Genomic DNA, 19947 nt, shown 5'->3' with positions numbered 1-19947 from the left:
CAATGTAAAACTCTGACAAACTTGGTAATACTGATAGATGGAGAAAAACAGCCACTGCAGGAGCCGGCTTGCCGGCGATGAAGTCCTTGAGCCTTGCGCTCGACCATCGGGCGCCATCGCCGGTAAGCCGGGCTCCTACAGCGTTGAACGGCGGTGGTTTAGAGCTCGACCTTGACCCAACTCATCTTCTGATCGAGCCAATCGGCAAATTCGTCGATAAAGCTCTGCTTGAACCCCGCCTCGGCCCAGTTGTTGAAGATGAATCCCAGGTTGGAAAACCCGCATTCCTGCAGGAAAAGAAACCCGTTGATGTCGTCCTCATGCCCACACAGCGGGCAGGTGAAGTTGTCGGTGTGGCCGGGCATCCAGTCTTCGAGGCTTTCGAACAGCGCCTCGCCGACTTCCTTGAGGCACTCCGGGCAGCCGGCTTCTTCGAGGAAACCCTTGGCCGGCGTGTAGATGCAACGCTTGTAGATGATCTCCAGGCCGTTGATCGGCTCGTTGAACGGCAACGCCTCGGGGTGCAGCACCACGGCACGCGCGCCATCCGCCAGGGCGTAGCCCATGCGATTGCCGGTGCGCCCGCAGGTGGTCAGCTCTTCCTTGATGATGTTCTTGCGCACCAGCCAACGCACGATCGCCCGGGCGCGGGGTTCGTGGACGGGCAAGGTGGAGATTTTCGGGACAAGGATGCTTTGCGAGTTCATGAGGCCTGGGAGTCCTGCGGTGTGCCGTCTGGCGCCTTCGCGAGCAAGCCCGCTCCCACTTTTTGATTTGTGAATAGATTCAAATGTGGGAGCGGGCTTGCTCGCGAAGAGGCCCTGAAGGCTGGCAGCTTAATCCCTGCCCCACACAGGTCAAGTACTCAAATACCGCCCGATCAACGCAATCCCACTCGCCAGCACCAGCCATGTCACCAACCGCACGAACGCCTCGCGAGACATGCGCATCGTCAGCCTGCGCCCGCACCACAATCCCAGGGCCATCGCCGGCAACAGGCACAGCGCCAACATCAGCAACGGCAGATCCGCATAGACCCCGGCAATCAGGAACAGCGTCAAGCGCACCACCGTGCTGCAACTGATCAGCGCGCTTTGCGTGGCGCGCGCCGCGTCCTTGGGCAAGCGACTGTTGAGGTAGATGGCATATAAGAAGCCACCACTGCCGAACAACGCACCAAACAGCCCGCCGACCGTACCCATCGGGATCGACCAGCCCGCCGCCAGCTGGGTCGGCCGCGCCTTTACCGCCAGGCTGTAAATCGCGTAGGCGCTGATGAACAGCCCCATCAACAGCAGCAACAGGTCCGAATGCAGGTTGAGCAAGAACACCACGCCCAGGGTGCAACCAATCGCCATGCAGGGCAGCAACCGCAGCAGCTCCGGCTTGTTCACATCCCGGCGCGACTGCAGCAGGTTGCCAAACGCCGCGACAAAATCCAGCAACACCAGCAGCGGGATGATCTTCGACAGCGGCATGAACACGATCAGGATCGGCCCCGCCACCAGCGCCGTGCCGAAGCCGGCGATGCCAAACACGATGTAGGCCACGACAATGCCCAGCCCGATCACCAGCCAATCCACACCGCCAAACGACCACTGACTCATCAGTTCAACCGGTCCCATGATGATTCCTTGTAAGAGATGGTCATCACTTTAGCCATTCGCGAGGGTTGCGACTAATATCTTCAAAGCCCTCCACCCATCTCGAAAAGGCATGACGCGTGATCTCTACCCGCCAACTGCGCTACTTCGTCGAAATCGCCGACAGTGGCAGTTTCAGCGCTGCCGCCGAGCGCCTGTTTGTCGCGCAATCGGCACTGAGCCGGCAGATCAAGGAGCTGGAGACCCAGCTGCAAACCCCGCTGTTCGAACGCACGGCGCGCCAGCCGCGCTTGACGGCCGCCGGTGAGGCCTTCTATCCGCGTGCACGCAACCTGCTGAGCGAGTTGCTCAAAGCCAGCGAAATGGCGACGCAGGTGGGCAACGGCCAACTCGGCACGCTGCGCCTGAGCCATTCGAGCACCGTGCCGATGAGCGGGCCTTTGCTTGAGGGCATCAGTACTTGGCTCGCGCGCTGCCCCGGTGCGTCGATGGACATCGTCAAACTGTCGTCCGAAGCGCAGCTGGAAGAAATCGCCGACGATCGCCTGGAAGTGGGCCTGTTGCGCCTGCCCGTGCTGCGCCAGCGCGAAGGCGTGCGTGTAGTGCCTTTATACAGTGAACAACTGCTGCTGGCGGTACCGCCGAACCATCCCCTGGCGCGCAGTCAGGCGCCGGTCGAATTGGCCCAACTCAAGGATCAGGCGTTTATCTCGATCCCGCATCCGCAGCGCGGCGGATTGAGTTATCTGTCAGCCGAGTTGTGCATGCGCGCAGGATTTTTCCCCAAGGCCGCTCGGGTGATGTCGCGCAAGACCACCCAGCTGCAGCTGATCCAGGCCGGCTTCGGTATTGCCTTGTTACCAAAATCCATGCAGGACATCGCGCCCGCCAACGTGCACTTTTTGCCCCTGGCCGACCCGGACTGCCTGAGCACCGTGGCCCTGGCCTGCCAGCAGTCGCCAAGCGCGCTGGTGGAGCAGTTCTGTCAAACCCTGCACGAATGCCTATAAACTGCCGCCCATGATTAAAGATCCCTTTGCCCGTCTGGGCCTGGACCGTGAAGTCCTGACTGTCAGCCAGCTCAACGGCCGCGCGCGGGTGTTGCTGGAAGACGTGTTCACCAATATCTGGGTCGAGGGCGAGATCTCCAACCTCGCGCGCCCGGCCTCCGGCCATGTGTATTTCACCCTCAAGGACAGCGGCGCCCAAGTGCGTTGCGCGTTGTTTCGCAACAACGCTGCGCGGGTGCGCCAGGCGTTGAAAGACGGCCTGGCGGTCAAGGTGCGTGGCAAGGTCTCGCTGTTCGAGGGCCGCGGCGACTACCAGTTGATCCTCGACACCGTGGAGCCGGCCGGTGATGGCGCGCTGCGCCTGGCCTTTGATGCCTTGAAGGAAAAGCTCAGCGCCGAAGGCCTGTTCAGTGCCGAACGCAAGGTGCCGCTGCCGGCGCACCCTCGACGCATTGGCATTATCAGTTCGCCGACGGGCGCGGTGATCCGCGACATCATCAGCGTGTTCCGCCGCCGGGCCCCGAACGTCGAACTGACATTGATCCCCACCGCCGTGCAGGGCCGCGAAGCCATACCTCAGATTGTGCGAGCGCTGAAACTGGCAGATGCGCGTGGCTTCGATGCGTTGATCCTGGCGCGTGGCGGCGGCTCGCTGGAAGACCTCTGGTGCTTCAACGAAGAGGCCGTGGCCCGCGCGGTGGATGCGTGCGTCACGCCGATCGTGAGTGCCGTCGGCCATGAAACGGATGTATCGATCAGTGACTTCGTCGCCGACGTGCGCGCGCCCACGCCCTCCGCCGCCGCCGAACTGCTCGCGCCCGACGCCAGCCACCTGGTGCGCCAGGTCGAAAACCTGCACCGCCGCCTGGTGATGCTGATGCGCAACCGCCTGCGCCACGACCGCCTGCGCCTGGAAGGCATGGCCCGGCGCCTGCGCCATCCCGGTGAGCGCCTGCGCCAGCAAGCCCAGCGCCTGGATGACCTGGACATGCGCCTGCGCCGCGCCTTCGAACGCAGCCTCAACACCCGGCGCGAGCGCCTGATCCGCCTGGAAACCCGCCTTGCCGGTCAGCACCCGGGCCGTCAACTGGCGCTGTTGCGCCAACGCCTGGACAGCCTCGCCGAACGCCTGCCCCGCGCCATGCGCGAGGGCCTCAAGGCGCGCCGCCTGCAACTGCAAAGCCAGGTGCAGACGCTGCAAGTGGTCAGCCCGCTGGCGACCCTGGGCCGTGGCTACAGCATTCTGCTCGACGAGCGTGGCCAGGCCATTCGCAATGCCGCACAGACCCACACCGGCCAGCGCCTCACCGCGCGTCTCGGGGAAGGCCAACTGCAAGTGCGGGTGGAAGATAACCACCTGACACCCGTCACCCTTTCGTTATTGGATTGATTGATGCCACGTCTTTTAAGTGTATTGATGCTGCTGTGCCTCGCCTTCAATGCCCACGCCGACAGCTACATCACCCGCACCCTGAACAAACCCGTGCCGGGCGGCGTGGCCGTGGTCGAACTGGGCCCTTCGGCCGCCGCGCCGAAAGCGACGTATCAAGGTAAACCGGTGCTGGTGGTAAAGGAGGCGGACAACTGGCTGGCGATTGTCGGCATTCCGCTGACCGTCAAGCCCGGCAATGAGCGCATCAGCAGCGGTGGGCGCAACCTGCCGTTTATCGTCGGCTACAAAAAGTACCCGGAACAGCGCATCACCCTGAAAAACAAAAGCCAGGTCAACCCCGATCCCGCGCAGCTCAAGCGCATCGAGGCGGAGCTGGCGGTGCAGATCAAGGCGTACCGCAGTTTCAGCCCGAACCTGCCAAGCAACCTGGTGCTGGATAAACCGGTGAACGGGCCACTGTCGAGCAAGTTCGGCGTACGCCGTTTCTTCAACGGTGAAGAGCGCAACCCTCATTCGGGCCTGGACTTCGCCGTGCCAGCCGGCACGCCGATCAAGACGCCGGCCAACGGCAAGGTGATTCTGGTCGGCAACTACTTCTTCAATGGCAACACCGTGTTCGTCGACCATGGCCAGGGCTTCATCAGCATGTTCTGCCATATGTCGAAGATCGACGTGAAAGTCGGCCAGCAACTGGCGCGCGGGGCAGTGGTCGGCAAGGTCGGTTCGACAGGCCGCGCGACGGGGCCGCACATGCATTGGAATGTCAGCCTGAACGATGCACGGGTCGACCCGGCGATCTTCATCGGCGCGTTCCAGCCCTGAAACGTGGAATTGCGCACCCGATAATGGGTGCGCAATTAAAAACAGCCGCTGACTCATTCTCGGGCATAAACTCTCGTTTCCTACGCCAATAGCAGAACTTATCTCAATTTTTCTCGACTGCTTGCCATCTTTCACCCCGGCGGTTAGGGTTGAGCTTATGAAAACCTCTCACACCCTCATTCAGCTCCGCCAGCACCGCAGCCTGTGCCTTGTCAGCGCACGACTGCCAGGCTGAATCGATCTGCCTCGTCTTTACGTTTTATCCCTAAAAACAGTTCTACGGCAGGCCGCCTTTTCTCGGCCCCTACAACAAAGGATTTCCCGATGAGCATGCTCAAAGACCCGTCTTCGAAATACCGCGCGTTCCCGACCATCGATATCCCGGATCGCACCTGGCCGTCGAAAACCATCACCGAAGCGCCGATCTGGTGCAGCTCCGACCTGCGTGATGGCAACCAGTCGCTGATCGAGCCGATGGACGCGGTGAAGAAGCTGCGTTTCTGGAAGACCCTGGTCGCGGTGGGTGTGAAAGAAATCGAAGCGTCGTTCCCGGCCGCGTCGCAGACCGACTTCGACTTCGTGCGCACCCTGATCGAAGACAACCACATCCCCGAGGACACCACCATCCAGGTGCTGACCCAGGGCCGTGAAGACTTGATCGCACGCACCTTCGAATCGCTGCGCGGCGCCAAGAAGGCCATCGTGCACCTGTACAACGCCACGTCGCCGTCGTTCCGCCGCATCGTGTTCAACCAGGACAAGGAAGGCATCAAGGCCATCGCGGTCAACGCAGCCAAGCTGTTTGTCAAATACGCGGCCCAACAGCCAGACACCCAGTGGACCTTCGAATACTCCCCGGAAACCTTCAGCGCCACCGAACTGGAATTCGCCAAGGAAGTATGTGACGCAGTGATCGAGGTGTGGAACCCGACGCCTGAGCACAAGGTGATTCTCAACCTGCCCGCCACCGTCGAGTGCGCCACGCCGAACATCTATGCCGACCAGATCGAATGGTTCGGTCGCCATATCAACCGTCGTGACAGCGTGATCATCAGCCTGCACACCCACAACGACCGTGGCACCGGCGTTGCCGCCACCGAGCTGGGCCTGATGGCCGGCGCCGATCGTGTCGAAGGCTGCCTGTTCGGCAACGGCGAGCGTACCGGCAACGTCGACCTGGTCACCGTGGCCTTGAACATGTACACCCAGGGCCTCGACCCGCAGCTGGACTTCTCCGACATCGACGGCGTGCGCAAGGTCGTTGAGGAGTGCAACCAGATCCAGGTGCACCCACGTCACCCCTATGTCGGCGACCTGGTGCACACCGCTTTCTCCGGCTCCCACCAGGATGCGATCCGCAAGGGCTTTGCCCAGCAGAAAGACGACGCCCTGTGGGAAGTGCCGTACTTGCCGATCGACCCGGCGGACATCGGCCGCAGCTACGAAGCGGTGATCCGCGTGAACAGCCAGTCGGGCAAAGGCGGTATCGCCTACCTGCTGGAGCAGGAATACGACATCAGCTTGCCACGCCGCATGCAGATCGAGTTCAGCCAGGTGGTCCAGGCTGAAACCGACCGCGTGGGCCTGGAGATGACCGCCCCGCAGATCTACGCATTGCTGCAGCGTGAATACTTGCAGGCCAACACCCCGTACGCGCTGGTCAGCCATCGCCTGCAGGAAGAGAATGGCAACAGCTTTGTCGAGGTAGAAGTGTCGGGCAAAGGCCAGGGCGAAACCAACCTGCACTGGAAAGGCAAAGGCAACGGTGCACTGGAAGCCCTGGTAGCCGGCCTGCCGGTAGCGGTCGAGATCATGGACTACAACGAACACGCAATCGGCGCCGGCACCAACGCCAAGGCTGCGGCCTACATCGAACTGCGCGTGAACGGCGAGCGTCCGGTGCACGGCGTGGGCATTGATGAAAACATCACCACGGCGAGCTTCAAGGCACTCTTCAGCGCGCTGAACCGCTCGTTGAGCCAGTTGGAAGCGAAAGCGGCGTAAACCTGATCGCGGCAATGCAAAAAGCCCCTGAGTTAAAACTCAGGGGCTTTTTTATTAAGTATTCAAAATCATACCAAATACTTTTCGAGAGACTTAACGCCTCCCTGCCTACCTGCTCCAGACATAGACCTTACGGCATGGATGGAACTTTAAACTTAGATGCAACCACCCAATAAGCGCCTGCAAGGTGAGGAGCGCCCTGCATTAATCTCTAAGGGATTGCATTTGAGGTAAGTATTGAGGAATCACATGAAACAGCATTATCACTGCAAAAATCTCTCTGATGAAATCTTCCGTATTGATCCGCAAGAAAATAATCACAGTGAGAGTACTCGCTCATGATTACGACCGCTCCTTCTCATCCAGCCAGCAACCCCTTTATCGCGCACACGCCTGCACAACAAGCAAGCCCCCAACAGCAAAGGCCAAACGCATGGTCAACGGACAATAAAGAAACCCTCCCGCCTACAAACAATAGTGACCCTGAACGTTTGGGTATAAAAAGAGGGCATACCAAGCTGGGAACGTTCATCTACGAAAAGATGTACACCTCGAAATCGGAAAACGATGATTTTTCCAAAAAAATAGCTAAAGATTATGGCGGCAAGTTAATTACCGCCCCGATGAAAACAATTGATCGAGCATTGACCAAAATAAATAATGACTACGGCGGCGACATGGGAAAAATCAAAGACCTCACCCGCACGACCGTCATTATCAATAGCGAAAAAGTAGACAACGTGGTTTCCGATCTGGAAAAAAAAGGCGGCATCAATATAAAAAGAATTGATGGAGATGTAGACCCACTCGGTTACAGCGGCATCAATGCCACCTATAAATCTGAGGCCGGCGGCAATTGTGAAATGCAAGTCATCACACCTGCAATGATCTTTGGAAAGATGAATCCAAGTACCGCCAAATCCATGTTGGGAGAGGATTATTGCAAGCAGCTGGAAGAAACGTCCGGACAAAAAGGAGGTTTGGGACACAAGTTTTATGAGCAATATCGAACACTTGATCCCAACAGCACAGAAGCCAAAGACATCGCCCAGCAAAGCAAGAACTACTACGCGGCCATTCGAAGCAGCGAATTTGCGCTCTAAAAGCTAATCCCCTTGTACCTCGACTGGAAGGTCGAGGTACCCGTACTCAACATCGCCCCATCAGCCCAAGTGAAACGTGTCGGCGTCCAAATTGGCAGGAAACCGAGTGCGATAATCCGCCAGCTCCCCGGCCTCAAGACGAACTTGAAAAACCCCATCCGCCTCCCCCGCACTCAGCACGGTCTCGCCTTGGAAATCCAGCACCTGGCTGTCACCAGTGTAGGCAAAACCCTTACCGTCGGTACCAACCCGATTCACCGCTGCCACATAACACAGGTTTTCGATAGCCCGCGCCGGCAACAGACGGTTCCAATGATGACGCCGCGCACCAGGCCAGTTCGCGGTGTACAGCAGCAAGTCGGTGTCCTGGGCGTCACGGCTCCACACCGGGAAACGCAGGTCGTAGCAAATCAGCGGGCGAATGCGCCAGCCCTTGAGTTCGAACAGCACCTGACGCTCGCCGGGGGTGTAGTGATCGTGCTCACCGGCCATACGAAACAGATGACGCTTGTCGTAGTGCAACACCTCGCCATCCGGCCGTGCCCACAGCAGGCGATTGCGATGGCTGCCGTCGGCGGCCTGGATGATCACGCTGCCGGTAATTACCGCGTTGTACTTCTTCGCCTGGGCCTGGAGCCAATGATGGGTAGGGCCGTTTTCCGGTTCGGCGAGGGTGGCCGACTCCATGGAGAAGCCGGTAGTGAACATCTCCGGCAACACGATCAGTTCGGCGCCGCGCGCCTGCTCCAGCAACAGCTCGAAATGCTCGAGGTTGGCCTGACGGTCATGCCACACCAGGCTGGTCTGGACCAAGGCAATGTTCAGGTCGGGCAGTGCACTCAGATCGCGCATAGTTTTTCCGCTGCCTGCTGCAGCGTCTCCTCGCGTTTGGCAAAGCACAGGCGCACCAGGCGCTGGCCTTGGGGTGGATCCTGATAGAACACCGAGACCGGAATGGTCGCCACACCGTGTTGGCGGGTCATCCACAGCGACATGGCGACGTCATCCAGGTCCGGGCGAATCTGTGAGTAATCCACCAATTGGAAGTAGGTGCCAGTCACCCGGGTAAAGCTCAAACGCGACGGCGCCAGCAGATCACAGAACAGGTCGCGCTTGGCCTGATAAAAGGCCGGCAGTTCCTCGACGTGCTCCGGGTGTTCGGCCATGAAGTCCGCCAGAGCGTACTGCAAAGGCGTTACGCCGCAAAAGTTGACATATTGATGCACCTTGCGCAGTTCGGCGCTAAGGGCCGGTGGCGCGACCACGTAGCCGGTTTTCCAGCCGGTGACGTGATAGGTCTTGCCGAAGGAGCTGACCACAAAGGCGCGCTGGTACAGCTCTTCATGGGCCAGCACGCTGACGTGGGGCACACCATCGAATACCAGGTGCTCGTAGACTTCATCGCTGACCAGATAGATATCGCGGTCGCGGATCAATTCGGCCAACTGGTCCAGCTCGGCGCGGCTGATCAGCGCGCCGGTGGGGTTGTGCGGGGTGTTAAGGATGATCATGCGCGTGCGCGATGAAAGCGCGGCCTTGATCTTTTCGAAGTCGAGCGCAAAGCCTTGCAGGCTCAGTTGCACATGCACGCAACGGCCACCAGCCAGTTCGACCGAGGGCTCGTAGCTGTCGTAGCAGGGATCGAAGACGATGACTTCGTCACCACTGCGAATCACTGCCTGGATCGCGCAGAAGATCGCCTCGGTGGCGCCTGGGGTGATGGTCACTTCAGTGTCCGCATTCACCGTGGCGCCGTAGCTGCGGGCGATCTTGGCGGCTACTTGCTGACGCAACACGGGCAGCCCGGTCATCGGCGCATACTGGTTATGGCCAAGGGCGATATGCTTGCCTACCGCGTCGAGCAAACCCTGCGGGCCATTGAAATCGGGAAAGCCCTGGGACAGGTTGAGCGCGCCGGTTTCGGCAGCGAGTTGCGACATCGTGGTGAAAATGGTCGTGCCGACATTTGGCAGCTTACTGGTGATCATCGGAGGCCCCTGCAGGTGAGCCCCAAGTTTTAAGCTGCAAGCTGCAAGCAGGTCAAGCGACAAACTGCCAGGCACAAAAAAGGGCTCCAAAGGAGCCCTCTCTTGCAGCCTGTAGCTGACGACTTGAAGCTGCTGCTATCGCTTGTCGCGGCGCTTCTTGTCGGCCTTCTTGTGGTGAGTCATCAAACGACGCTTCTTGTTCACCTGACGGTCAGTCAGTGTGTTCTTGTTGCCTTCGTATGGGTTCTCGCCGCCCTTGAACTCGATGCGGATCGGCGTACCGACCAGCTTCAGGACACGGCGGTAGGTGTTCTCCAGGTAACGCACATAGGACTTTGGCACCTTCTCGATCTGGTTACCGTGGATCACGATAATCGGCGGGTTGGCACCACCCAAGTGGGCGTAACGCAGTTTGATCCGGCGGTTGTTGACCATCGGTGGCGCGTGTTCGCCCACCGCGTCTTCGAGGATCTGGGTCAGGCGGTTGGTCGGCCAGCGGGTGACCGCGGACTTGAACGAGTTCTGTACGGATGCGTAGAGGTTGCCCACGCCGGTCCCGTGCAGTGCCGAGATGAAGTGGATGTCGGCGAACTCGACGAAGAACAGCCGGCGCTGCAGCTCGATCTTGACGAAATCGCGCTCGCTCGGCGTCATGCCGTCCCACTTGTTGATCGCGATCACCAGGGCGCGACCGGCTTCCAGGGCAAAGCCCAGCAAGTTGAGGTCGTGGTCCACCACGCCTTCGCGGGCGTCCATCACGAAGATCACCACGTTGGCGTCTTTGATCGCCTGCAGGGTTTTCACCACGGAGAACTTTTCAACTTCCTCGTGGATCTTGCCGCGCTTGCGCACACCGGCGGTGTCGATCAGCGTGTACTTCTCGTCGTTACGCTCGAACGGGATGTAGATACTGTCGCGCGTGGTGCCGGGTTGGTCATACACGATAACCCGGTCTTCACCGAGCATGCGGTTGACCAGGGTCGACTTGCCCACGTTCGGACGGCCGATGATGGCGATCTTGATACCGTCTTTTTCGCTCGGGCCAGGAATGCGCTTGGCTTCCTCACCCTCGGCGACGATCTCTTCCTCGCCCTCTTCTTCCTCGGCGTCATCCTTGGGGAAGCTGCTCAGGGCAATTTCCAGCATCTGGGTGATGCCGCGACCGTGTGCACCGGCGATCGGGATCGCGTCGCCCAGGCCCATCGGGCTGAATTCGGCACGGGCCAGTTCAGGATCGATGTTGTCGATCTTGTTGGCGACCACGTAGGAACGCTTGTTGCGCTTGCGCAGGTGCTCGCCAATCATCTGGTCGGCAGCGGTGTAGCCCGCACGGGCGTCCACCAGGAACAACACGACATCGGCTTCTTCAATGGCCAGCAGCGACTGCTCGGCCATTTTTTCGTCCATGCCATGCTCGTCACCGGAGATACCACCGGTGTCGACAATAATGTAGGAGCGCCCTTGCCACTTTGCCTCACCGTATTGGCGATCACGGGTCAGACCGGACAAGTCGCCGACGATGGCGTCGCGAGTCCTGGTCAGGCGGTTGAACAAGGTGGACTTGCCGACGTTAGGTCGGCCCACCAGGGCGATTACGGGAACCATGCGGCTCTCCACTTCGTTATTTCAGAAAATACAAAAGCCGCTGCAAGGCAGCGGCTGGTGCTCGGGGCAGCATATTCAAATGCCGCATGCCCCGCCGAAACGGGGCCGCCTGGGGGTTACCCCAAGCATAGTTCTTACTTGATGGTCAGGGCTTCCAGCTTGCCGCTGTTGCCAAACACATAAAGCATGTTACCCACGACCAGCGGACGGGCACGCAGGCCGTCGCTGTCGATACGCTCACGACCTACGAAGCGACCGTCCACCTGGCTCAGCAGGTGCAGGTAGCCTTCGAAGTCGCCAACAGCCACGTAGCTGGAGAACACTTCCGGTGCCGACAGTTGACGGCGGGCCAGCGAGTCGTTGCTCCACAGCGCAGTGGTGGTGCGCTCATCCACACTTTCAACGGTGCCGGATGCCAGGCTGACGTAGACGCTGCCAAACCCTTGGGCGACACCCGCGTAGCTGGAAGCATCACGCTGCCAGTTGACGCGACCGCTCTGCAGGTCCAGCGCCGCTACACGGCCCTGGTAAGTGGCGACGTAGATCGTTTCACCCGACAGCAGCAAGCCACCATCGATGTCGACCACGCGATCGAGTTCCGAACGACCTTGCGGGATGGCCACACGGGTTTCCCAGGCCGGCACGCCGTTCTGGGTATCGAGGGCGACCACTTTACCGGTCGACAGGCCTGCAACGGCCAGATTGTTGGTCACAATCGGACCACTGGTACCGCGCAACGTCAGTACCGCCGGGGTGCTGTCGTACAACCAGCGCTGTTCACCGGTGCTGGCGTCGAGGCCGATCACACGGTCGTCCTGGGTCTGCACCACGACGATATCGCCGTTGGTGGCAGGCGGTGCGAGAACCTCACTGGTCACGCGAGCGCGCCATTTCTCTTCACCGGTGCTGGAATCCAGCGCCACGACTTCGCCCTTGAGCGTGCCGAGCATCACCAGGCCATAACCCACGCCAACGGCGCCGGACACAGGCAATTCGAGGTCTTTCTTCCACTTCACGTCGCCGTTCATGCGATCCATGGAGATCACGACGCCGGTCACGTCAGCGGCCACAATGTTGTCACCGTCGATTGCCGGTACCAACATGTTGTAGGTGTCGCCCTGACCGTCACCGATGGAGCGGCTCCACTGCTTTTGCAGGACCACTTCTTCCTTGAAGCTGGTCAGCTCGGCCGGAGGCAGTTCTTTTTTACTGTTGCTGCTGCAACCCGCGGCCAGAACGGCCAGAGCCAGCAATGCTGCATGTTTCCAACGGATCACGTCACGCATCCCCTTTGGCCAAGTCGTCCAGCTTGATTTGTAAGCCACCGACCGCCGCTTCATCAGACAGCGCCGCCTTGGCTTTTTGGTACGCAGCATTGGCTTCGTCGGTACGACCCAATTGGACCAACAGGTCGCCCTTGAGCTCTTCGCGAGTGGCTACAAATGCCTTGTCAGCATCGCCGTCGAGCAGTTTGAGTGCTTCGTCAGCCTTGTTCTGTGCCGCCAATACCTGAGCCAGGCGCTGACGTGCGATTTCACCCAGGGTCGGGTTGGTCGGTTTGTCGGCGATGGCCTTCAGCTCGGTGGCTGCGTCATCCAGCTTGCCGGTGTCGACCGCGACTTTCGCGACGAACAGGCTGCCGTACTGGGCGTAAGTGGTACCGCCAAATTCGTTCTTCAGCTTGCCGGCCAGATCCGCTACTTGTGCAGGGTCGGGTTTGCCGTCAGGCGTCAACGTGGTTTCCAGCAATTGCTGATAGAGGATCGAGGCGCCCTGGGATTGGTTGGCCTGATACTTGGTCCAGGCTTGCCAGCCGAACACCACCACTAAAGCCAGCAGGCCGCCAGTAACCAGGGGCTTGCCGTTACGCTGCCACCAGTCCTTGAACTCGGCCAGTTGCTCATCATCAGTACTCGACACCCCAATACTCCTTAATCGCTAAATTCGGCTGTTCGACAGCTTCAACCCTGCACGACGCAGGTGGCCAAGTGCGCGGCGAGCGCATCAAAGGCAATGTTCTGTTGCTCGCCCTGGCCACGCAGGGGTTTGAAACCTATCACTTGCTGGGCCAACTCGTCATCGCCGAGGATCAGTGCATACAGCGCACCGCTCTTGTCGGCCTTCTTGAACTGGCTCTTGAAGCTGCCGGCGCCGGCATTGATCTGCAGGCGCAGGTTCGGCAGTTGGTCGCGAACCTTTTCGCTCAGGGCCAGGGCTGCCAGTTCGGCCGCCTCGCCGAACGCGCACAGGTACACATCCACCTGACGGGAGATTTCTTCCGGGACCTGCTCCAGGGTTTCCAGCAGCAGGATCAGCCGCTCGATACCCATGGCAAAACCTACACCCGCGGTCGGCTTGCCGCCCATCTGTTCAACCAGGCCGTCGTAACGCCCACCGGCACACACGGTGCCCTGGGCGCCGAGCTTGTCGGTGACCCACTCGAACACGGTCTTGCTGTAGTAATCGAGGCCACGTACCAGCTTCGGGTTGATCACGTACGGAATCCCGGCCGCCTCCAGGCGAGCCTTGAGGCCCTCGAAGTGGAGTCGGGATTCGTCGTCCAGGTAGTCGGCCATTTTCGGCGCATCAACCAGCACGGCCTGGGTGTCGGCGTTCTTGGTATCAAGGACGCGCAACGGGTTGGTTTTCAGACGGCGCTGGCTGTCTTCATCCAGTTTGTCCAGGTGGGCGGACAGGTATTCGACCAGGGCCTCGCGATAGCGACCGCGCGACTCGCTGGTGCCCAGGCTGTTGAGCTCAAGCTTGACCGCGTCGCGGATGCCCAGCAGGCCCCACAGGCGCCAGGTCAGCACGATCAGCTCGGCGTCGATGTCGGGACCGTCGAGGTTGAACACCTCCAGGCCGATCTGGTGGAACTGGCGATAACGGCCTTTCTGCGGGCGCTCGTGGCGAAACATCGGGCCGATGTACCAGAGTTTCTGTGGCTGGCCGCCACCGGTGAGGCCATGCTCGAGCACGGCGCGCACGCACGCGGCTGTGCCTTCCGGACGCAGGGTCAGGGAGTCGCCGTTGCGGTCCTCAAAGGTGTACATCTCTTTTTCGACGATGTCGGTCACTTCACCGATCGAGCGCTTGAACAGCTCGGTGAACTCGACGATCGGCATGCGGATCTGCTTGTAACCGTAGTTATCCAGCAGGCGCGCGACAGTGCTCTCGAAGTAACGCCACAGGGGCGTCTGCTCAGGCAGGATGTCGTTCATGCCACGAATGGCTTGCAGAGACTTGCTCACATCAAATCCTTAAATTCGTTCAATCAGCCGCGCGCGATCAGCGCTGCGTCAGCCGCGACCTTTTCGGCCGCTTTCTCGCGGATCAGTCTTTCGAGCTCATCCACCAGATTGTCATTCGTCAACTTCTGCGACGGCTTGCCGTCGATGTAGATCAAGTTCGGTGTGCCGCCGGTCAAGCCGATGTGCGCCTCTTTGGCTTCACCCGGGCCGTTGACCACACAACCGATTACCGCGACATCCAGCGGCACCAGCAGGTCTTCGAGGCGCCCTTCCAGTTCGTTCATGGTTTTCACCACGTCGAAGTTCTGCCGCGAGCAGCTCGGGCAGGCAATGAAGTTGATGCCACGGGAACGCAAATGCAGGGATTTGAGAATGTCGTAACCGACCTTCACTTCCTCTACCGGGTCTGCCGCGAGGGAGATGCGGATAGTATCGCCAATCCCTTCGGCGAGCAGCATACCGAGACCCACCGCAGATTTCACTGTGCCTGAACGTAAACCACCGGCTTCGGTGATACCCAGGTGCAGCGGCTGCACGATTTCCTTGGCCAGCAGGCGGTAGGCTTCTACGGCCATGAACACGTCGGAGGCCTTTACGCTGACCTTGAAGTCCTGGAAATTCAGGCGTTCAAGGTGTTCAACATGGCGCAGCGCCGATTCAACCAGCGCCGCCGGGGTCGGCTCGCCGTATTTCTTTTGCAGGTCTTTTTCCAGGGAGCCGGCGTTGACGCCGATGCGGATCGGAATGCCGCGATCACGCGCCGCATCCACCACGGCACGCACACGGTCTTCGCGACCGATGTTGCCCGGGTTGATACGCAGGCAGTCCACACCCAGTTCGGCTACGCGCAGTGCGATCTTGTAGTCGAAGTGAATGTCGGCCACCAACGGCACCTTGACCAGTTGCTTGATGCGACCGAAGGCTTCGGCAGCGTCCATGTCCGGCACGGATACCCGCACGATGTCCACGCCGGCCGCTTCCAGACGGTTGATCTGGGCGACGGTAGCGGCCACGTCATTGGTGTCGCTGTTGGTCATGCTCTGCACCGCGATGGGGGCATCGCCGCCCACCGGCACCGAGCCGACCCAGATCTTGCGCGATACGCGACGTTTGATTGGAGATTCGCCGTGCATGACTATTGTCCCAACTTGAGGCGAGCGGTCTCGCCACTGGTGAACGGCGCCACGTCCACAGGCTGGCCGTTGTAGGCCACTTGCGCGCCACGGGCAAAGCCCAGACGCAGCGTCAAAGGAGGCTTGCCGCCTTGGTCAAGAGTATCTCCCTTACGCTTCAGACCGCTAAACAGCACTTTGCCATTGCCATCGGTGACCTGCGTCCAGCAGTCAGCGATGAAGGTGATCTGTACGCGCCCATCACCCGCGATCAATGCCGGGGCGGTAGGCGGTGAAATCGCAGGCGCTGCCGGAGCGGCCGGCGTTGGGGCCGCTGGCGCCTGCGCCGGAGTCGCTGGAGTGTGCGCCTGGGCGGCCGGAGCTGCCGGTGTGTGAGCCGGTGCAGACGGCGTCGCAGGTGCTGGTACGGCAGCGGTTGCGGCAGGTGCGGTTTCTGCTGCTGGCGGCTCAGTGGCAACCGGCGCTTCAGGCGCGGCCTGGCTCTCAGCCACAGCCTGGTCCTCTGGCTCATCGAGCGGGTGAATCTGGGTGGTGCCGTCGGCGCTTTCGACTTCGACGTGCTCCATGGCGTTGCTGGTCAGGTCCTTGGAGCGCTGGGAGGTCTGGTCTTGCCACCAGACAAACCCGCCGCCAATGACAGCGATCAGCAGCAACAGGCTGACAATGCGTAAAATCGTGTGGGAAACCCGCACCGGCTCTTCGATGCGGCCCAGGCCGTGGACATTGCTGCCCTGGGAGTCGGTGCCGGTGAACTGGTCGAATTCCTGGACCAATACGGCTTGGTCGATCCCCAGCAGCTTGGCGTAGGCGCGGATGTAGCCGCGGGCGAAGGTATGCCCAGGCAGCTTGTCGAACGCGCCGGCTTCCAGGTTGCCCAGGGAGGTGGTGGTCAAATTGAGCTTGAGGGCCACTTCCGCCAACGACCAACCATTGCTTTCGCGGGCCTGACGCAAGGTGTCGCCTGGGTTTACGCGATTAGCTGCTACAACTTCCGGGTGCGCCGCTTTCATCATTGCTCCGACAGGTATTGCTGATATTCCGGCGTACCGGGATAGAGTCGTTCGAGTTGCTGGCCAAAACGTGCGGCCGTGTCGCGTTCTTCATGAACCGTCGCCAGGCGCACACCGAGCAATAGACTACGTGCATTTTGCCCGCTGAGCAGGCTAAAACGCTCGTAATAGTCACGTGCCGGCACATAATGCCTGTCTTCGTAGGACAACTCAGCCATTTCGAGCAACGCGCGTGGCTGACGACCGTTCAAGTGCAGGGCTTTTTCCAGTTGCTGGCGTGCGCTGTCGCGCTGGCCGAGGCGCATCGAGGTCACCCCAAGGTTCTCGAACACCCGCGAGCGTTCAGGATAGAGGGTATCGGCGCTGGCTTGCTGGAAATTAACGGCTGCCTGGTCATAACGTTGCTGCGCGAACAGGAAGCTGCCGTAATTGTTCAGCAACCTCGGATCGGCAGGCCGGACGGCCAGGGCTTTGTTGAAATACTGATCGGCCAGTTCAGGCTCGGCCTGGGCCTGGAATACCAGGGCCAATGCCGCGTTGACGTCGGCATCGTCGCTGTCCAGCGCCAGGGCCTTTTTCAATGGCACCTTGGCCTGTTCGCTCATGCCTTGCTGCAGGTACCCCAACCCCAGTTGCACATAGGCAACTCGCGCCGCGTCACGGCCTTTACCGGTTTGCAACGGGCTTTCATGTCCCGATGAAACACATCCGGCCGCAAGGCCGGTCACCAGTAAAAGCAGCGCAAGGCGCAAGGGCATAGAGATCCTCTCTCAGTTTCGATTCGCAGCGCTTTGTGGCATATCGTCGGCGGCGCTCAGTTCGCGCACCGCGATATAACGTTCGCTGCGACGGGTGCGATCCAGCACCTGTCCTACCAATTGGCCACAGGCGGCGTCGATGTCTTCACCACGGGTGGTGCGTACGGTGACGTTGTAGCCGGCCTGGTGCAGTTGATCCTGGAAACGGCGGATGGCGTTGTTGCTCGGCCGCTCGTAGCCAGAATGTGGAAACGGGTTGAACGGAATCAGGTTGATCTTGCACGGGATGTTCTTGAGCAACTCGATCATCTCGACCGCGTGTTCGACCTTGTCGTTGATGTCCTTGAGCAGGGTGTACTCAATGGTCAGCACGCGCTTTTCGCCCAGGGACGACATGTAGCGCTGGCAAGACTCGAGCAGCATCTTAAGCGGATACTTCTTGTTGATCGGCACCAATTGGTTACGCAATGCGTCATTGGGTGCGTGCAGCGACAACGCCAGGGAGACGTCGATGTGCTTGGACAACTCATCGATCATCGGCACCACGCCGGAGGTCGACAGGGTCACACGGCGCTTGGAGATGCCGTAGCCCAGGTCGTCCATCATCAGATGCATGGCCGAAACGACGTTGTCGAAGTTCAGCAGCGGCTCACCCATGCCCATCATCACCACGTTGGTGATGGCACGGTCGACGGTTGCCGGGACGCTGCCAAAGGATTTGTTGGCAATCCACACCTGGCCGATGACTTCGGCGGCGGTGAGGTTGCTATTGAAGCCTTGCTTGCCGGTGGAGCAGAAACTGCAGTCCAGGGCACAGCCTGCCTGGGACGAAACGCACAAGGTGCCGCGTTTGCCCTGGGGAATGTACACGGTCTCGACACAACTGCCGGACGCCACGCGCACCACCCATTTACGGGTGCCGTCGCTGGAGATGTCCTCGCTGACCACTTCCGGACCACGCACTTCAGCAATAGCCTTGAGCTTGTCGCGCAAAGCCTTGCTGACGTTCGTCATGGCGTCGAAATCGTCGACGCCAAAGTGGTGAATCCACTTCATTACCTGACCGGCACGGAAACGCTTCTCCCCGATTGAGTCGAAGAATTTTTCCATTTCCTGTTGAGTCAGACCCAGCAGGTTGGTTTTAACAGTCGATGTAGTCATGGATTCACCCTCACTCTTTAAGCCGATGCTTAGCGAGCGGTTACTTCAGTAGCAGCGAAAAAGTAAGCGATTTCGCGAGCAGCAGCGGCTTCGGAGTCCGAACCGTGTACAGCGTTGGCGTCGATGGACTCAGCGAAATCAGCACGGATGGTGCCGGCAGCTGCTTCTTTAGGGTTGGTAGCGCCCATCAGCTCACGGTTCAGAGCGATAGCGTTTTCGCCTTCCAGGACCTGAACAACAACAGGACCGGAGATCATGAAGGCAACCAGGTCGCCGAAGAAGCCACGAGCGCTGTGCTCAGCGTAGAAGCCTTCAGCTTCAGCCTTGGACAGTTGCTTGAGTTTCGAAGCTACAACCTTCAGGCCGGCTTTTTCGAAACGAGTGGTGATCTCGCCGATGACGTTTTTTGCAACAGCGTCAGGCTTGATGATGGAGAAAGTACGTTGAACAGCCATGGTGTAACTCCAGAAACGGTAATTTACGAAAAATTAAACCCGCGAATTATACGCGGGTTATTGGGTATTGCCTAACTGCGTAAAAAGGCGGTTCAGTCTGCTTCTTCGATCCACAGGCCTTGAATCGCCTCCAGAACCTTTTCGCCACCCCGGTCGGGGATGTCGTCGAAGTCCGGCAGTTCCATCACCAGATTGCGCAGCTTGACGAAGTTGACCGTCAGAGGATTGACCTCCGGGTGGGCTTGCGCAAGTTGTATAGCGATCTCTTGTACATCAACCCATTTCAGGCTCATGACATTTCCTTGAATCAATGCGGCGCTTCGGCTGCATGGTTGAGGGAATATTTCGGGATTTCGACGGTGATGTCTTCAGTTCCGACCTTTGCCTGACAGCTTAGGCGAGAAGTCGCCTCCAGGCCCCAGGCGCGGTCCAGGAAGTCCTCTTCGAGCTCATCCGCTTCTTCCAGGGAGTTGAAACCCTCGCGAATCACGCAGTGGCAGGTGGTGCAGGCGCACACACCGCCACAGGCGCTTTCGATCTCGATGTGGTTGTCATGGGCAACTTCGAGGATGGACTTGCCGGTCTCAGCCTCCACGACCATACCGTCCGGGCAATGCTCGGCGTGTGGCAGAAAAATGACCTGCGGCATT

At 59.8% G+C, this 19947-nt stretch carries 20 protein-coding genes; 5 read left to right on the top strand and 15 right to left on the bottom strand.

What is annotated here, in order from left to right:
• Nucleotides 1-158 precede the first annotated feature (158 nt).
• Together NTD80_RS26450 and NTD80_RS26445 are read right to left on the bottom strand one after the other, a co-directional pair.
• Nucleotides 159-707, bottom strand: a complete 549-nt coding sequence (locus NTD80_RS26450) for a hypothetical protein (protein WP_025859262.1) — start codon at nt 705-707, stop codon at nt 159-161.
• Nucleotides 708-857: 150 nt separating this feature from the next.
• A complete protein-coding gene (locus NTD80_RS26445) occupies nt 858-1625 on the bottom strand; it encodes a sulfite exporter TauE/SafE family protein (protein ID WP_106802691.1) in 768 nt (255 codons plus the stop codon).
• Nucleotides 1626-1723: 98 nt separating this feature from the next.
• On the opposite strand from NTD80_RS26445, the gene NTD80_RS26440 reads away from it, so the two are divergent.
• The 5 genes from NTD80_RS26440 to NTD80_RS26420 all read left to right on the top strand — a co-directional run bounded on the left by NTD80_RS26440 (nt 1724) and on the right by NTD80_RS26420 (nt 7936).
• The gene (locus NTD80_RS26440; RefSeq protein WP_262135488.1) at nt 1724-2614 is read left to right on the top strand and encodes a LysR family transcriptional regulator; all 891 of its coding nucleotides are present in this window, start codon (nt 1724-1726) and stop codon (nt 2612-2614) included.
• Nucleotides 2615-2624: 10 nt separating this feature from the next.
• Complete coding sequence (xseA, locus tag NTD80_RS26435; protein ID WP_065908643.1) at nt 2625-4004, top strand: exodeoxyribonuclease VII large subunit; 1380 nt, start codon at nt 2625-2627, stop codon at nt 4002-4004.
• Between the two features lie 3 nt (nt 4005-4007).
• Nucleotides 4008-4829, top strand: coding sequence for a M23 family metallopeptidase (locus tag NTD80_RS26430; RefSeq protein ID WP_262135487.1), 822 nt, complete (start codon nt 4008-4010; stop codon nt 4827-4829).
• A gap of 324 nt (nt 4830-5153) precedes the next feature.
• Nucleotides 5154-6833: a 2-isopropylmalate synthase gene (gene leuA / locus NTD80_RS26425; RefSeq protein ID WP_065908640.1), complete on the top strand. Its 1680-nt coding sequence runs from the start codon at nt 5154-5156 to the stop codon at nt 6831-6833.
• Between the two features lie 338 nt (nt 6834-7171).
• On the top strand, nt 7172-7936 hold the full coding sequence (locus NTD80_RS26420; RefSeq protein WP_262135486.1) for a hypothetical protein: 765 nt from the start codon (nt 7172-7174) through the stop codon (nt 7934-7936).
• Between the two features lie 60 nt (nt 7937-7996).
• On the opposite strand, the gene NTD80_RS26415 is transcribed toward NTD80_RS26420, so the two are convergent.
• The 13 genes from NTD80_RS26415 to fdx all read right to left on the bottom strand — a co-directional run bounded on the left by NTD80_RS26415 (nt 7997) and on the right by fdx (nt 19946).
• The gene (locus tag NTD80_RS26415) at nt 7997-8788 is read right to left on the bottom strand and encodes an amidohydrolase (RefSeq protein ID WP_262135485.1); all 792 of its coding nucleotides are present in this window, start codon (nt 8786-8788) and stop codon (nt 7997-7999) included.
• Entirely contained in the window at nt 8776-9924 is a 1149-nt protein-coding gene (locus NTD80_RS26410; RefSeq protein WP_262135484.1) for a pyridoxal phosphate-dependent aminotransferase, read from the bottom strand. Before NTD80_RS26410 ends, NTD80_RS26415 begins: the two co-directional genes overlap by 13 nt.
• A gap of 135 nt (nt 9925-10059) precedes the next feature.
• Nucleotides 10060-11529: a ribosome biogenesis GTPase Der gene (der, locus tag NTD80_RS26405; protein WP_065908635.1), complete on the bottom strand. Its 1470-nt coding sequence runs from the start codon at nt 11527-11529 to the stop codon at nt 10060-10062.
• Nucleotides 11530-11663: 134 nt separating this feature from the next.
• Nucleotides 11664-12815 carry an outer membrane protein assembly factor BamB gene (bamB, locus tag NTD80_RS26400; RefSeq protein WP_065908633.1) on the bottom strand — a complete coding sequence of 384 codons (1152 nt, stop codon included), beginning with the start codon at nt 12813-12815 and terminating at the stop codon, nt 11664-11666.
• The gene (locus NTD80_RS26395) at nt 12808-13449 is read right to left on the bottom strand and encodes a YfgM family protein (RefSeq protein WP_065908632.1); all 642 of its coding nucleotides are present in this window, start codon (nt 13447-13449) and stop codon (nt 12808-12810) included. Before NTD80_RS26395 ends, bamB begins: the two co-directional genes overlap by 8 nt.
• A gap of 41 nt (nt 13450-13490) precedes the next feature.
• Nucleotides 13491-14780: a histidine--tRNA ligase gene (gene hisS / locus NTD80_RS26390; RefSeq protein ID WP_065908631.1), complete on the bottom strand. Its 1290-nt coding sequence runs from the start codon at nt 14778-14780 to the stop codon at nt 13491-13493.
• 23 nt (nt 14781-14803) lie between these two features.
• A complete protein-coding gene (gene ispG, locus NTD80_RS26385) occupies nt 14804-15913 on the bottom strand; it encodes a flavodoxin-dependent (E)-4-hydroxy-3-methylbut-2-enyl-diphosphate synthase (protein WP_025859271.1) in 1110 nt (369 codons plus the stop codon).
• Nucleotides 15914-15915: 2 nt separating this feature from the next.
• Entirely contained in the window at nt 15916-16923 is a 1008-nt protein-coding gene (locus NTD80_RS26380; RefSeq protein WP_262135482.1) for a helix-turn-helix domain-containing protein, read from the bottom strand.
• Nucleotides 16923-17681: a type IV pilus biogenesis/stability protein PilW gene (pilW, locus tag NTD80_RS26375; protein ID WP_065908627.1), complete on the bottom strand. Its 759-nt coding sequence runs from the start codon at nt 17679-17681 to the stop codon at nt 16923-16925. The genes NTD80_RS26380 and pilW overlap by 1 nt, the downstream gene beginning before the upstream one ends.
• A gap of 12 nt (nt 17682-17693) precedes the next feature.
• A complete protein-coding gene (rlmN, locus tag NTD80_RS26370) occupies nt 17694-18842 on the bottom strand; it encodes a 23S rRNA (adenine(2503)-C(2))-methyltransferase RlmN (RefSeq protein ID WP_065908625.1) in 1149 nt (382 codons plus the stop codon).
• A gap of 29 nt (nt 18843-18871) precedes the next feature.
• The gene (gene ndk, locus NTD80_RS26365; RefSeq protein ID WP_060754319.1) at nt 18872-19297 is read right to left on the bottom strand and encodes a nucleoside-diphosphate kinase; all 426 of its coding nucleotides are present in this window, start codon (nt 19295-19297) and stop codon (nt 18872-18874) included.
• A gap of 92 nt (nt 19298-19389) precedes the next feature.
• Nucleotides 19390-19590: a Fe-S cluster assembly protein IscX gene (iscX, locus tag NTD80_RS26360; RefSeq protein ID WP_065908623.1), complete on the bottom strand. Its 201-nt coding sequence runs from the start codon at nt 19588-19590 to the stop codon at nt 19390-19392.
• A gap of 14 nt (nt 19591-19604) precedes the next feature.
• A complete protein-coding gene (gene fdx / locus NTD80_RS26355) occupies nt 19605-19946 on the bottom strand; it encodes an ISC system 2Fe-2S type ferredoxin (protein WP_015885743.1) in 342 nt (113 codons plus the stop codon).
• Nucleotide 19947: the final 1 nt, after the last annotated feature.

Source organism: Pseudomonas sp. 13B_2.1_Bac1 (genome assembly GCF_025466155.1).
Classification (GTDB): Bacteria; Pseudomonadota; Gammaproteobacteria; order Pseudomonadales; family Pseudomonadaceae; genus Aquipseudomonas; species Aquipseudomonas aylmerensis.
This window is presented reverse-complemented; position numbering and strand designations above follow the sequence as displayed.